The 14,189-nt window shown below is 45.7% G+C and carries 13 protein-coding genes; 10 read left to right on the top strand and 3 right to left on the bottom strand.

Going from position 1 to position 14,189, the window contains the following annotated elements; translation table 11 throughout:
* Window positions 1-80: 80 nt before the first annotated feature.
* Entirely contained in the window at window positions 81-746 is a 666-nt protein-coding gene (locus tag RBH91_RS04340) for a DJ-1/PfpI family protein (RefSeq protein ID WP_307893601.1), read from the top strand.
* A 39-nt stretch (window positions 747-785) separates the two neighbouring features.
* On the opposite strand, the gene folE2 is transcribed toward RBH91_RS04340, so the two are convergent.
* Window positions 786-1,688: a GTP cyclohydrolase FolE2 gene (folE2, locus tag RBH91_RS04345; RefSeq protein WP_307893602.1), complete on the bottom strand. Its 903-nt coding sequence runs from the start codon at window positions 1,686-1,688 to the stop codon at window positions 786-788.
* 186 nt (window positions 1,689-1,874) lie between these two features.
* On the opposite strand from folE2, the gene RBH91_RS04350 reads away from it, so the two are divergent.
* The 7 genes from RBH91_RS04350 (at window position 1,875) to RBH91_RS04380 (ending at window position 9,487) form a co-directional block, all read left to right on the top strand.
* Window positions 1,875-3,077: a GTP-binding protein gene (locus RBH91_RS04350; protein WP_076761992.1), complete on the top strand. Its 1,203-nt coding sequence runs from the start codon at window positions 1,875-1,877 to the stop codon at window positions 3,075-3,077.
* 201 nt (window positions 3,078-3,278) lie between these two features.
* Complete coding sequence (gene bioW, locus RBH91_RS04355; protein ID WP_307893603.1) at window positions 3,279-4,049, top strand: 6-carboxyhexanoate--CoA ligase; 771 nt, start codon at window positions 3,279-3,281, stop codon at window positions 4,047-4,049.
* The gene (gene bioA / locus RBH91_RS04360) at window positions 4,046-5,392 is read left to right on the top strand and encodes an adenosylmethionine--8-amino-7-oxononanoate transaminase (RefSeq protein WP_307893604.1); all 1,347 of its coding nucleotides are present in this window, start codon (window positions 4,046-4,048) and stop codon (window positions 5,390-5,392) included. Before bioW ends, bioA begins: the two co-directional genes overlap by 4 nt.
* Window positions 5,367-6,545, top strand: a complete 1,179-nt coding sequence (gene bioF / locus RBH91_RS04365; RefSeq protein ID WP_404802474.1) for an 8-amino-7-oxononanoate synthase — start codon at window positions 5,367-5,369, stop codon at window positions 6,543-6,545. Before bioA ends, bioF begins: the two co-directional genes overlap by 26 nt.
* Window positions 6,542-7,249, top strand: coding sequence for a dethiobiotin synthase (gene bioD / locus RBH91_RS04370; protein ID WP_307893605.1), 708 nt, complete (start codon window positions 6,542-6,544; stop codon window positions 7,247-7,249). The genes bioF and bioD overlap by 4 nt, the downstream gene beginning before the upstream one ends.
* Window positions 7,246-8,247 (top strand): biotin synthase BioB, encoded by a 1,002-nt coding sequence (gene bioB, locus RBH91_RS04375; protein WP_307893606.1) that lies wholly within the window; start codon window positions 7,246-7,248, stop codon window positions 8,245-8,247. The genes bioD and bioB overlap by 4 nt, the downstream gene beginning before the upstream one ends.
* A gap of 43 nt (window positions 8,248-8,290) precedes the next feature.
* Window positions 8,291-9,487, top strand: a complete 1,197-nt coding sequence (locus RBH91_RS04380) for a cytochrome P450 (protein ID WP_307893607.1) — start codon at window positions 8,291-8,293, stop codon at window positions 9,485-9,487.
* 43 nt (window positions 9,488-9,530) lie between these two features.
* On the opposite strand, the gene RBH91_RS04385 is transcribed toward RBH91_RS04380, so the two are convergent.
* Window positions 9,531-10,367 (bottom strand): ion transporter, encoded by an 837-nt coding sequence (locus RBH91_RS04385; protein WP_307893608.1) that lies wholly within the window; start codon window positions 10,365-10,367, stop codon window positions 9,531-9,533.
* Between the two features lie 161 nt (window positions 10,368-10,528).
* Here RBH91_RS04385 and RBH91_RS04390 point away from each other — a divergent pair, with 161 nt between their 5' ends.
* Both RBH91_RS04390 and RBH91_RS04395 read left to right on the top strand, forming a co-directional pair.
* Entirely contained in the window at window positions 10,529-10,951 is a 423-nt protein-coding gene (locus RBH91_RS04390) for a MerR family transcriptional regulator (RefSeq protein ID WP_307893609.1), read from the top strand.
* A 321-nt stretch (window positions 10,952-11,272) separates the two neighbouring features.
* On the top strand, window positions 11,273-12,457 hold the full coding sequence (locus RBH91_RS04395; protein WP_307893610.1) for an MFS transporter: 1,185 nt from the start codon (window positions 11,273-11,275) through the stop codon (window positions 12,455-12,457).
* Window positions 12,458-12,499: 42 nt separating this feature from the next.
* Here RBH91_RS04395 and RBH91_RS04400 read toward each other — a convergent pair whose 3' ends face one another.
* Complete coding sequence (locus tag RBH91_RS04400; protein WP_307893611.1) at window positions 12,500-14,056, bottom strand: ABC-F family ATP-binding cassette domain-containing protein; 1,557 nt, start codon at window positions 14,054-14,056, stop codon at window positions 12,500-12,502.
* Window positions 14,057-14,189: the final 133 nt, after the last annotated feature.

Raw genomic sequence — 14,189 nt, forward strand, 5'->3', positions numbered from 1 at the left:
TCATTCATAAGTAAAATGGATATCTTCATGATATCGTTATTTTTGTAAGGATGAAAGAGATATAGAAAGGGAGGAAAACAATGAACAAAACGAGAGGATTCAGGCTTGGTGTGTATATTTTCAAGGATGCTGAAATCATAGACTATGCGGCTCCGTACGGGGTGTTTTCAGTGGCGAGGCGGCTTGATCCCGAGCTGGACGCCTTTCTTGTGGCAGATGCGATGAAGCCGGTTCAGACTCAGGCAGGACTGGTCGTTCAGCCGAATTATAGTTTTCAAGACCAGCCTGATATGGATGCTTTCTTAATTCCGGGCGGATTCGGCACACGGCAGGAGACAAATAACAAACGGCTGCATCAGTTCATCCGCTCTCTTCCTGAGACAACTTTGCTGGTCAGCGTATGTACGGGTTCATGGATTTTCGGGCGAATGGGACTCTTAGACGGGGTTCCCGCCACAAGCCGCAAAGAACCGGATCGGCTGGAGGCATCGGAAATGGGGCAAGTGCCGATCGACCGTTTAGCTGACATCGCGCCCGCCTGCAAAATCAGCCGGGCAAGAATCGTTGACAGCGGCAGAATTGTAACCGCCGGAGGCATCGCTTCAGGAATGGAAATGGGCTTTCACTTGCTGAGAAGGGCGGGTTATGATGAAAAATTCATTGCTGAAACAGCCCGTATTATGGAATATAAAGAGGGATACAGCCAGTATAAAGATGATATTGAATATGTGCAGGAAACGAAGTAGCCAAAAAAGCTCAGCCGAAAGGTGCTGAGCTTTTTTTCATTAGCTCTTGGAAAATGACAGCCGGGCCACGGCATCATGCATATGAATCGATTCTTCATTCCGGCATTCGATGTCAAAGGCCGAGATCCAATCCATTTCGTATAAATCAGCGGCTGTTAGGCGAATGATGTCTTCTACAAATCTCGGATTCTCGTAGGCCTGTTCAGTCACCCTTTTTTCGTCGGGCCTTTTTAAGACGGGGTGGAGCTTTGCGCTTGCATTCGTCTCCGCTGCGGCGAGTAGCTCTGTTTTAAAATCGTCAGGCATTTCCGCCTTGTCATGAATGTGCGCGGTGATGGAAATGATGCCGCGCTGATTGTGGGCGCTGTATTCGCTGATTTCTTTTGAACATGGACAGAGAGTCGTCACATGCGAAGTCATCCCGACGGTTTGTGCCCAGCCTGTGTTTTCTTTGTAAGAAACTTTCATATGGATATCGGCATGCATCAGCCCGAGCAATTCGGTTTCAGGACTGCGGCGTTGAAAATACCAAGGAAAAGAAACAGAAACCGAGGCGCTTTGCTGTTCCATATTGTCTGCAAGTTCCTTCGTGAAATCTTTCAGCGTATTCAGATCAACGGTCCAGTTTTTCTCATGATAGCGCTGCAGCTGCTCTGTCAGCCGGCTCATATTAATCCCTTTGCGGCTCTTGTCGAGGTTTGTTGTGAAAGAAAATGACCCGATCGTCGTCTGAGTATGCGGTATGGCGGAAGATTCGATCTGAATCGGGTGTGAAACGTTTGAGACGCCGACATGATCAATATTAAAAAAATAATCGTTCGGCATATTTTGAAGATCTGACATGTTTTCTTTATCAGTCGGCTTTGTTCCTTTTATCGCTTCGACTGATCCGAAGCGGCGGTGGCGTTCCGGTTTTGCGGGTAAGTGAAGTTCATGTTTCATTGGTGAGACTCCTTTCAACAAACAAATCGTAATTATTCCTATTTATTTTGAGGGAATGCTGTGATAAAATCAAGTGGTCATGTTGTGAAAGAAGATGATTTTGCATTTGTATCCCGGATATGATGAAATATAACATATAAATCGTAATAATTACGATTTATAAAAATATCAAAAAGGAGAATGAAAATGAGCAAAACGATTCCTGTAACAGTATTAAGCGGCTACTTGGGAGCGGGCAAAACGACTCTGCTGAATTACATATTGCAAAATCGCCAGGGGATGAAAGTCGCCGTCATCGTCAATGACATGAGCGAGGTGAACATTGACGCCGGACTGGTTAAACAGGGAGGCGGTCTTTCACGGACAGATGAGAAACTGGTCGAAATGTCAAATGGCTGCATTTGCTGCACACTAAGGGAAGATTTATTGGTTGAAGTAGAAAAACTGGCGAAACAGGGGAATATCGATTATATCGTCATTGAGTCAACAGGCATCAGTGAACCGATTCCTGTCGCGCAAACTTTTTCTTACATCGATGAAGAGCTGGGCATTGATTTAACGCGGTTTTGCCGCCTGGATACGATGGTGACAGTGGTCGATGCCAATCGTTTTTGGCATGACTTCCAATCTGGAGACAGCCTGCTCGACAGAAAAGAAGCAATCGGTGAAGAGGATGAGCGCGACATTGCCGATCTGCTTATTGATCAAATCGAATTTTGCGATGTGCTGATTTTGAATAAATGCGACCTTGTCTCTCAAGAAGAGCTGGCCAAACTGGAAAAAGTGCTGAGAACGCTGCAGCCTAAAGCTAGCATCATTCGGGCGGTAAAAGGTGAAGTCGACCCGAAGGACATTTTAAACACAGGCTTGTTTCAGTTTGAGGAAGCAAGCAGGTCAGCGGGGTGGATTAGAGAATTAAATCAGGGGCATCAGGAGCATACGCCTGAGACTGAAGAGTACGGAATCTCATCTTTTGTATATGAAGCCCGTCGGCCTTTTCACACAGAGCGGTTTTACAACTGGATTCATTCGCTTCCGGAAAACATTGTAAGGGCGAAAGGGATTGCATGGTGTGCGACGCGCAACAGCCTTGCTTTATTAATGTCCCAAGCGGGCCCGTCCGCCAGTCTGGAACCGATCTCTTACTGGGTTGCCGCATTGTCTAAACAAGAGCAGGAGCAAATTTTACGGCAGAATCCGGAGCTTTTAAAAGAGTGGAATGCTGAATTTGGCGACCGCCATACAAAGCTTGTTTTCATTGGAATCGATCTTTCGCCAAAAGAGATTGCGGCTGAAGCGGATCAATGTCTGCTGACAGATTCGGAGATGGCCGATGACTGGTCGCTTCTGCCCGACCCGTTTGATTGGCAGATTGAAAAAGCAAAGTAAACAGAATCATATCAGCTGAAAAAAGACAGAAGAGGACACCCTCTTTTGTCTTTTTTATTTTTCAAGAGAAACCGCTTTGGCATATCTTGTTGACATATTAGAGAAGGAATACTAATATTCTATTTGTAATGTTAACTTATAATAATTTAAGGTTAACATTTATGCGCGGTCGGTCTTCATACATTAAAAAGAGGGGGAAATATGAAGGGAGAAACATACTATAGTGTAAGAATGAGAGCGTCCCAAAATGGGCGTCATGAGGATGGCGGAAAACATATTTCCGGAGGAGAGAAGCTCACGCCTTTCGACGGTTTGAAGCATACGGTCAATGCCTTATTGGAAAAAGGCTTATCTCATTCAAGAGGTAAACCCGACTTTATGCAAATTCAGTTTGAACGTGTAAACGAACCGATCAGGACGATTCAGCCTTTGCTAATTGAAACAAATGAAGCTGATTCAGCCGAAAAAGGACAAGAACTCGCGAAGGAGCTTATCAGCCAAGCGGGTGTTCCTCGAGACATAATTGAAAAAGCGTTTCGGGAAATTGCCGAATATTCGAGAGTAAGGGGTGCTGTCTTGTTTGATATCCATTCAGGCCGGCGGATTGACGGGAGAAAAGACAAGGGTGTGCGCGTCTCCCGAATGGATTGGCCGGAAACAGATTTTGAAGAGTGGGCAGCCGGATGCGGCATGCCGCCGAATCCGCGAATGAAGGAGGCGCTTGCAGTTGCGGCAAAGGTATCCGGGCACCCGGCTGTAGTCGCTGAATTATGCTGGTCTGATGATCCTGATTACATAACGGGCTATGTTGCCGCTGGAGAGCTGGGCTATCAGCGGATCACAAAAATGAAAGAGTATGGAGACGAAAGCGGCTGCCGAATTTTTTTTGTTGATGGATTGATAGATATGAAGAACTGCATAGACTATTTGGAAAAACAGCCTGTATTGATTCAGTCGGGGGGAGAAGGATGAACCAATCATTAATTGAAAAAAGCAAACAGCATTTGTGGCTGCCTTTTACACAAATGAAAGACTATGATGAACATCCATTAATCATCGAAAGCGGAGAAGGCATTAAGCTAAAAGATATAGACGGCAAGGAATACTATGACGGATTTTCTTCAGTGTGGCTCAATGTACACGGACACCGCAAAACGGAACTAGATGAGGCGATTAAAAAACAGCTTGGGAAAATTGCGCATTCTACGTTGTTGGGGATGTCGAATGTTCCAGCGACAGAGCTTGCCGAGATATTAGTCAAAATAAGCCCTGAAAAGCTGACGCGCGTTTTTTATTCTGACAGCGGGGCCGAAGCCATGGAAATTGCTTTGAAAATGGCATTTCAATATTGGAAAAATACAGGGAAGCCGGAGAAGCAAAAATTCATTTCGATGCGAAACGGCTATCACGGCGATACGATCGGCGCTGTCAGCGTCGGTTCAATCGAGCTTTTCCACCATGTATACGGCCCGCTCATGTTTGACAGTTTCAAGGCGCGGGTCCCTTATGTATACCGTTCTGAAAGCGGCGACCCTGATGTGTGCCGAGATGAATCCCTGGAAGAACTCGAAAAGCTGCTGATCGAGCATCACGGTGAGATCGCCGCGCTTTCGATTGAATCGATGGTCCAAGGAGCGTCCGGCATGATCGTGATGCCTGAAGGATATTTGGCAGGTGTTCGCCGGCTTTGCACAAAATATGACGTTTTAATGATTGTTGATGAAGTGGCGACAGGGTTTGGCCGCACCGGAAAAATGTTTGCCTGTGAGCATGAAAACGTTCAGCCTGACCTAATGGCCGCGGGGAAAGGAATTACCGGAGGATATTTGCCGATTGCCGTTACATTTGCCACCGAAGAGATTTACAAAGCATTCTACGATGACTATGAAAAATTAAAGACGTTTTTCCACGGCCACTCATATACGGGAAACCAGCTCGGCTGTGCGGTTGCGATAGAAAATTTGCGCTTGTTCGAATCAGAAAAAATCGTAGAACAGGTCGCTGAAAAATCAAAAGCGCTTCATTTGCTTCTTCAGGATCTTACATCACTCCCTCATGTCGGCGACATCCGCCAGCTCGGTTTTATGTGCGGGATAGAGCTTGTTCAGTCAAAGGAAACGAAACGATCCTTTCCGCCTGAACAGCGCGTTGGGTATCAGGTTTCTTTAAAAATGAGAGAGCTTGGCATGCTGACAAGGCCTTTGGGGGATGTTGCTGCATTTCTGCCTCCGCTCGCCAGCACGATCGAGGAACTGGAAGCGATGGTTTCGATCATGAAGGAAGCGATACATGAGGTCACAAGCCGTGAATCTTGATGGATGGTTCACAAGCCGGCTGGACAGAACGAAAGCGGCCGGGCTTTATCGGACGCTCCCCCGGACGATGAGATCTGAAGCAGAAGCAGATGAACAAAAACAAGTGATTTGGTCGTCAAATGATTATTTAGGCATGGCAAATGACAAACGATTGATTGCAGCCGCTAAAACGGCGCTCTTCCAATCCGGAGCGGGGAGCACCGGTTCGCGGTTAACGACGGGCAATACAGACTGGCATGAGAAGCTTGAGCGGAAAATCGCAGATTTTAAACGGACGGAAGCGGCTCTCCTGTTTTCAAGCGGGTATTTAGCCAACATCGGTGTGCTTTCTTCATTGCCTGAAAAAGGAGATGTCATTTTAAGCGATCAATTGAATCATGCCAGCATCATCGACGGCTGCCGCCTGTCAAAAGCTGACACGGTCGTTTATCACCACATTGATATGCGTGATCTTGAAGAAAAACTGGCAGCGGCGCAAGGATGCGATCGGCGCTTTATTGCAACAGACGGCGTATTCAGCATGGACGGTGCGATTGCGCCGCTTGATGAGATCATCACACTTGCCGAACGCTATCAGGCCTTCGTTATTGTCGATGATGCACATGCAACAGGTGTTTTGGGAGAGGCCGGCAGAGGGACGAGCGAATATTTTGGCGTTTGCCCCGATGTTGTGATCGGCACCTTAAGCAAAGCCGTTGGTGCGGAAGGGGGTTTTGTTGCGGGTTCTAAAGCATTGATCGATTTTTTGCTGAATCATGCGAGAACGTTTATTTTTCAAACAGCGATCCCGCCAGCGAGCTGTGCGGCTGCATATACAGCCTTTGAGATTATAGAAGACAGTCAAGATAAACGCCGGCTTTTGCATTCATCTGTGAGAACGGTGAAAGCTGGTCTGGAGGATATGGGATTTACGGTGAAAGGAGGGCGGACGCCGATTGTACCTGTGATGATCGGAGATGCTCAACAAGCGGTTTTATTGGCAAAAAGCCTTGAGGAAAAGGGAATTTATGCGCCGGCCATTCGTCCGCCAACGGTAGCTGATGGAGAAAGCCGGATCAGGCTGACAGTCACAGCAGACCGCAGCTTAAGAGAAATAGACGATTTGTTAAAGGGATTTCATTTAATCGGAAGAGAGTTGAACATGGTGAAATGAAGGGTTTTTTTGTAACAGGGACAGATACAGGAGTTGGGAAAACCGTCATATCATGCGGCCTTGCCGCTGTATTGAAAGAGAAAAAGATTGATGTCGGGGTGTTTAAGCCGTTTTTGAGCGGGATGCGGAGCACCCACCCGCAAAGTGATACAGCTCTGTTGAAGCAAATGTCGCAGACATGTCTCTCCCACGAAGACATTACACCTTTTGAGTTTAAAGAGCCGCTTGCTCCATACATCGCTGCTGAGCTGGAGGGAAAGGCCGTCAGCCTGGAAGAGGCTGTGAACCATTGGAAAAAGATAAGGATTCAGCATGATTGTTTTATCGTTGAAGGAGCAGGCGGAATCGCAGTGCCGCTGGGAAAAGATTATTTGGTCAGTCATTTCATAAAAGCTTTGGAATTGCCGGTTGTCATCGTAGCAAGGCCGAATCTTGGAACGATCAACCATACCTATTTAACCGTTCAATATGCGAAAGGGATGGGGCTTGAGGTAATCGGTATTGTGATCAATGGAACCAGCAGCCGTCCAAGCCTTGATCAAGAAACCAACCCAGACATGATTGAAGAATTATGCGGTGTGCCGATTTTAGGCGTTACACCGAAGCTGGAACATGTAACACCAGAAAATATTCACAACATGATAAAGGAGCATGTCGATGTTTCCTTCATCATGAATCAAATGCAAATGGGGGCTAAAAAGTGAATCAGTGGATGGATCTTGCAGATAGAGTGTTGGGGGGAGCGGAAGTAACGGACAAAGAGGCGCTTTCCATTTTGGAATGTCCGGATGAAGATGTCCTCTTGTTGATGCATGCCGCTTTTCAAATTAGAAAACGTTATTACGGAAAAAAAGTAAAGCTGAATATGATTATGAATGCAAAATCCGGCCTTTGCCCGGAAAACTGCGGCTACTGTTCCCAGTCAGCCATATCAAAAGCACCGATCGATTCTTATCGGATGATGGACAAAGGAACACTTATTGAGGGCGCAAAGCGTGCACATGATTTAAATATAGGAACGTACTGTATCGTGGCCAGCGGGAGAGGGCCGTCAAACCGGGAAGTCGACCAAGTTGTCGATGCTGTAAAAGAAATCAAAGATACCTACGGCTTAAAAATCTGTGCCTGTCTTGGATTGTTAAAACCGGAGCAAGCGCTGCGCCTAAAAGAAGCCGGAGTCGACCGCTACAACCACAATATCAATACATCAAAAAGCAATCATTCAAACATTACAACTTCACATACGTACGATGACAGAGTCAATACAGTGGAGACAGCCAAACAATCCGGGATGTCCCCGTGTTCGGGCGTGATTGTCGGCATGAAAGAGACAAAGCGGGATGTACTCGACATGGCGAAAAGTTTAAAAGCGCTTGATGCCGATTCAATCCCGGTTAATTTTTTGCATGCGATCGACGGTACTCCATTAGAAGGGGTAAATGAATTAAATCCGCTTTATTGCTTAAAAGTATTGGCTTTGTTCCGTTTTATCAATCCGACAAAGGAAATCCGCATTTCCGGCGGCCGGGAAGTCAATCTTCGTTCATTGCAGCCGTTGGGGCTTTATGCCGCCAATTCGATTTTTGTCGGAGATTATTTAACAACGGCAGGACAGAATGAAACAGAAGACCATAAGATGCTCCATGACTTGGGATTTGAAGTCGAATCGGTAGAAGAAATGAAAGCCAGCCTGCAGCAATAAACGGCAAGAAAAAAGCAATGGGCTGACGAGACGGAGGGATGACATGACAACAGATTTTCACGCGGCAAAGCCAAGCCTGCTTGCTGATTCAGATTTTTGGAGAGACCCTTATCCCTTTTATGATAAACTGAGGTCCGTTCATCCTGTTTATAAAGGGACTGTATTAAAATATCCGGGCTGGTATGTAACAGGATATGCTGAAGCGGCAGTGATTTTGAAAGATGCCAGATTTAAAAACCGCATTCCTCTTCCTGAAACGGCAACAAAATACGAAAATCTTAAAAATGTACAGCAGGATATGCTGTTATTTAAAAACCAGTCTGACCATAAACGAATGCGTACGCTTGTTGGCAAAGAATTGACACCGAAGATGGCAGACTCCTTTCGTCCTTATATAAAAGAAGCTGTTCATGAATTGCTGGATCAAATTCAAAGGAGAGGAACGGCGGACATTGTTTCAGAGTATGCCTTTCCTTTGGCAAGTCTTATCATCGCCAAAATCCTTGGAGTGCCGGAAGAGGAGAGATATCGATTCAGACAATGGACGGCCAGCTTAATCCAGACGATCGATTTGACCCGATCAAGAAAGGCGTTGGCGAAAGGCGGCGATGCCGTCTTCCAGCTGACGGCATATTTTAAAAGCTTGATTCAAAAGCGAAAAACACGTCCTCAGGAAGACATGATCACTAGATTCACCATGCACGAACAGTTAACAGAAGAGGAAGTGCTTGCAACATGTATATTGCTTGTCATTGCCGGACATGAGACGACGGTCAACCTTATAAGCAATGGATTGTTTTCTTTAATAAATCATCCTGAAGAGCTCGGCGCACTGAAGGAGGAGCCCCAGCTTATTGAATCCGCTGTCGAGGAGTTTTTGCGCTATGAAAGCCCGACACAGCTGACGGCGCGCACGGCTTCAGAAGACTGCGAAATCAACGGGGACATCATAAAAAAAGGAGAACAGGTATATATCCTTTTAGGTGCTGCCAATCGTGATCCGAACAAATTCAAGCATCCTCATCTACTGGATATCTCCAGAAAACCGAATCAGCACCTAGCCTTTGGATATGGCGCTCATGTCTGTCCAGGTTCCTCATTGGCGCGCCTCGAAGCACAAATTGCCATTTCTGCACTTTTAGAGCGGGCGCCGGAGCTTCGGCTGGCTGCATCCAATGTTCAATACCGCAAATTAATTGGTTTTAGATCGCTGATCGAGCTGCCTGTTGCCCTCGGATGAAAGTGAATATAGGAAAAAGGGCTGGTTTAGATGCCAGCCCCTTTTAGTCTTTCTTTTCATTTTGTGTGATATAGGTTGTTAAAAGCGCCTTGAGCTCTTTGATTTCTGCCCTCAATTCTTTTATTTCTTTTGTATCCTCTTTTAACTCGCCTGTTTCATCTTCTATTTCCTGAGAAATTTTTTGGGCGTTGTTGACGATTTCCCCGACGATCAGATTGATCATAATAAATGTCGCAATGACGATAAATGAGATGAAATACAGCCATGACCAGCCGCTTTCGGCAAAGATCGGCCTGAATATGCCGCTTGCCCATGATTCAAGTGTGAACGTCTGAAACAGCGTTATAAAGCTGAGCTGCAAGTTTCCGAAATATTCCGGTGCAATATTTGAGAAGAACATCGTCCCGATGACGGCGTACACGTAAAAAATGATCGTCATCAATAATATGACGCTGCTGATTGTCGGAATCGCCATAAACAACGCATTGACGATACGTCTTAATGACGGAACAGAGGTGATCGTCCGCAATACCCGGAGCACCCGGAAAATTCGGAGCACACTGACGAAATTGGTGTTATAAAGAACCAAACTGCCGACGACGATAATAAAATCAAAAACGTTCCAGTTGTTTTTAAAGAAATGGAGTTTTTGCACGAATAGTTTAAGAGACAGTTCAATGACAAAAATCGCTAAAAACAGACAGTCTAAAATAAAAAATACGTTTTGATAAGGCTTAAAAAATGTATAGGTCTCCAAGCCGATGGAAATCGCATTTACAATAATGACAAACGTAATGAAATACTGAAACATGCGGCTCTCGACGAGCGCAGAAACTTTGGTTTTAAATGATAAAAATCCCTTGTTTTGATGAGTATTCACCCTGTTTTTTTATCCTCCCGTTTTGTTTTCATTTCTATGATACGTTACATAGACTAGAAGCTGTCAAGCAAGTTATTTTTTATCGGGTAAACTTAACGTTTACGTAAACATTCGATAATGATATAATAAAAAAATCAAAGAAGATCAGGGGGGATATGGACGTGGACTGGATGAAGATTGATCAAATAGCAAAGCGAAGCGGTTTGACCAAAAGAACGATACGCTTTTATGAAGAAATCGGTCTGCTTTCTTCACCAAAGCGAACAGAGGGCGGTGTCCGCCTTTATTCTGAAGACGATCTGGGAGAGCTTGAAAGAGTGATAAGCGCGAAGGAAGTTTTAGGATTTTCTCTGCAAGAGCTTCAGCAATTTATGGAAATGAGCAAGCATCTTGAGATGAATAAAGAAGGCTATCTTTTATCATTGGATAAAGTGGAGCGAAAAGAAAAGCTTGAAGACATTCAAAACATGCTGAATGAACAGCTGAGAATGATTGATGAAAAGATTGAAAAATTTCAATCATTCAAAAAGCGTTTGAAGGGTATGCAACATAAGGCCCGACATGCGCTGAGTCATATTGATTAAACAAAGCAAACGCTATTTTGATAGCGTTTGTCAGCGTGTCGACAAACCCTCGCATTCGTTGTCAGGTCTGCGCGTCGGTGCTCACGTTCAAGGAAGGAACGGCGGCTAATCGCTCAGGCGTCCTGCCTGAACGCCGCCGTCATCACATCCTGTGAAAGTCCGCTCCGATGCTCGGCCTTCCTAGACTGCAAAGGTTTTCAATCACGCTGAAAGGATGACAAAATCCTAAGACTTTAAACCGTTTTAGGATTTTGTCAACAATCTGAACAAACGCTATTTTGATAGCGTTTGTTTATTTTTGGAAGGAAGGTCTGATTTGTTATGAATGAACAACCATCTAAGAACTCAAGTATACTTAAACAGCCAAAAGCAGTGTGGGCCGTAGCATTTGCTTGTGTCATCTCTTTTATGGGAATAGGGCTGGTCGATCCGATCCTGCCGGCGATTGCTCAACAGCTTCATGCTTCCCCCAGCCAAGTTTCACTTCTGTTTACAAGCTATCTGCTTGTGACAGGCTTTGCGATGCTTTTGTCAGGCGCCATCTCAAGCCGGATTGGAGCAAAGCGGACATTAATATGCGGTCTTATTCTGATTATTATTTTTGCGGGGCTGGGCGGATTTTCACATTCCATCTCCCAGCTTGTCGGCTTTCGGGGCGGCTGGGGGCTCGGCAACGCCTTGTTTATCTCAACAGCTCTTGCTGTTATTGTAAGTGTTGGATCAGGCGGAAGCGCAAAAGCGATTATTTTATATGAGGCGGCGCTGGGGTTGGGGATTTCGGTCGGTCCCCTTGCTGGCGGAGAGCTTGGAACCATATCATGGAGAGCGCCGTTTTTCGGGGTATCTGTTTTAATGGCGGTTGCTCTGCTTGCGATTTCCGTTCTTTTGCCGCGGATTGCGAAACCGCAAAAGAAAATTTCCGTCAGCGCTCCGATAAAGGCGCTGCGTTATAAAGGATTATTCACACTGTCTGCGTCCGCTTTTTTGTACAACTTTGGCTTTTTCACTTTGCTTGCTTATTCGCCATTTGTTCTTGATTTAAATGAAAGAGGCCTCGGCTATGTCTTTTTCGGCTGGGGACTGTTTCTTGCAGTCACATCCGTTTTCACCGCTCCGGCTGTACAGCGCGTCTTTGGAACCGTCCGTTCTCTTATTCTGCTGTTTATGTTGTTCGCAGCTGATTTGTTAGCGCTCGGCATTTGGACGCAGCATAAGGCTTTTGTTATCGTGTTGATTATCATAGCAGGCGGTATTTTAGGAATGATCAATACGATTTTGACAACCGCGGTGATGGAAGCAGCACCTGTCGAACGATCAGTCGCTTCATCGGCCTATAGCTCAATCCGGTTTATCGGCGGCGCGATTGCACCATGGATTGCCGGTGTGTTGGCCGATCATTTCAATCCGAATATGCCTTATTTCGCCGGGTGTGTAGCGGTGCTTGCCGGCATGGCTGTTATTATAGGCGGCCGCCGTCATTTGGCTGGCATCAAGGCCGGGCATTAAATAAAAAAACTTGTTTCCCTGCAAAGGAAACAAGTTTTTTTATCATAAGACCTTCGTCGTCCATGATTCACAGTTCCATGTATCTGTTGCGAGCTCCATATAAAACTCCGGTTCGTGAGAGATGAGGAGGATTGAGCCTTTGTATTCTTTCAGGGCTCTTTTTAACTCTTCCTTAGCTTCAACATCCAGGTGATTTGTCGGCTCATCGAGCACGAGCAGGTTTGTTTCAGAATTAATGAGCTTGCACAGTCTGACTTTCGCTTTTTCCCCTCCGCTTAAAACGGAAACCCTGCTTTCAATATGCTTTGTCGTCAGTCCGCATTTTGCAAGGGCTGCGCGGATTTCGTACTGAGTAAAGGACGGAAAGTCGTTCCACACTTCTTCAATACATGTGTTGTTGTTGGCTTCTTTAGCTTCCTGTTCAAAATAGCCTATATGAAGGTATTCCCCCCGTTCGACTTCTCCTGACAGCGGTGAAATTTCGGCGAGCAGGCTTTTCAGCAATGTCGTTTTTCCGATGCCGTTTGCCCCGTGCAAGGCGATTTTTTGCCCGCGTTCCATCCTCAGGTTTAACGGACGGGAAAGCGGTTCGTCATAGCCAATGACGAGATCTTTTGTTTCAAAAATCAGCTTTCCTGATGTTCTCGCCTGCTTAAAGTGAAATTCCGGCTTCGGTTTTTCAGAAGGGAGCTCGATCATATCCATTTTATCAAGTTTTTTCTGCCTGGACATCGCCATATTGCGCGTACTGACTCGCGCTTTATTGCGGGCCACGAAATCTTTAAGCTCGGAAATTTCCTGCTGCTGCTTTTTATAGGCCGCCTCAAGCTGCTGCTTTTTGACCTCATACACTTCGCGGAATTGATTGTAATCACCGACATAGCGGGTCAGCTCCTGATTTTCTACATGGTAGATCAGGTTGATAACACTATTGAGGAACGGAATGTCGTGTGATATCAGAATAAACGCGTTTTCGTATTCCTGCAGATAGCGCTTGAGCCATTCGATATGCTGTTCATCCAAGTAGTTTGTCGGCTCGTCAAGCAGCAGGATGTCGGGCTTTTCCAGCAGCAGTTTGGCTAGCAGCACCTTTGTCCGCTGGCCGCCGCTCAAATCTGTGACATCCCGATCAAGTCCGAGGTCATGAAGCCCGAGTCCGCGGGCGATTTCTTCAACCTTTGCATCAATCGCATAAAAATCATTGTTGGTCAGAGCGTCCTGGATCGTCCCGACTTCTTCAAGAAGCTTTTCAAGCTCTTCAGGATCGGCCTCTCCCATTTTGACGTAGATCGCATTCATTTCTTCTTCCATTGCAAATAAATAATGAAAGGCATTTCTCAGTACATCGCGGATCGATTGTCCGCGTTCCAGCACTGTATGCTGGTCAAGGTAGCCGACCCGGATTTTTTTTGACCATTCCACTTTGCCCTCATCAGGTTCAAGTTTTCCTGTAATGATATTCATGAAGGTTGATTTTCCTTCGCCATTCGCTCCGATGAGACCGACATGCTCGCCTTTTAGCAGGCGAAAGGAGATATCATGAAAGATCGCCCGGTCGCCAAAACCGTGGCTTAGCTTTGTTACCGATAATAAACTCATGTTTTGCACCTCTAATGTATAGTAAAAAACCATTTCTGTATCCTATAAGATTATATCGAACTTCCCGGGAACAATAAAAGAAAAATTGCGCTGCAGCTTCTGTTTTGAGATACTAGGTGCAGAACCAACCTGA

This window comes from Bacillus swezeyi, from assembly GCF_030908325.1.
GTDB lineage: Bacteria > Bacillota > Bacilli > Bacillales > Bacillaceae > Bacillus > Bacillus swezeyi.

Bases quoted from the DNA above. Each gene is read 5' to 3' on its own strand.
- bioD (WP_307893605.1), top strand. From the start codon at position 6,542: ATGAAGGGTTTTTTTGTAACAGGGACAGATACAGGAGTTGGGAAAACC.
- RBH91_RS04400 (WP_307893611.1), bottom strand. From the start codon at position 14,056: ATGAGTTTATTATCGGTAACAAAGCTAAGCCACGGTTTTGGCGACCGG.
- folE2 (WP_307893602.1), bottom strand. From the start codon at position 1,688: ATGAAACATGAACTTCACTTACCCGCAAAACCGGAACGCCACCGCCGC.
- bioF (WP_404802474.1), top strand. From the start codon at position 5,367: ATGAGGTCACAAGCCGTGAATCTTGATGGATGGTTCACAAGCCGGCTG.
- RBH91_RS04380 (WP_307893607.1), top strand. From the start codon at position 8,291: ATGACAACAGATTTTCACGCGGCAAAGCCAAGCCTGCTTGCTGATTCA.
- bioW (WP_307893603.1), top strand. From the start codon at position 3,279: ATGAAGGGAGAAACATACTATAGTGTAAGAATGAGAGCGTCCCAAAAT.
- RBH91_RS04340 (WP_307893601.1), top strand. From the start codon at position 81: ATGAACAAAACGAGAGGATTCAGGCTTGGTGTGTATATTTTCAAGGAT.
- RBH91_RS04395 (WP_307893610.1), top strand. From the start codon at position 11,273: ATGAATGAACAACCATCTAAGAACTCAAGTATACTTAAACAGCCAAAA.
- bioA (WP_307893604.1), top strand. From the start codon at position 4,046: ATGAACCAATCATTAATTGAAAAAAGCAAACAGCATTTGTGGCTGCCT.
- RBH91_RS04350 (WP_076761992.1), top strand. From the start codon at position 1,875: ATGAGCAAAACGATTCCTGTAACAGTATTAAGCGGCTACTTGGGAGCG.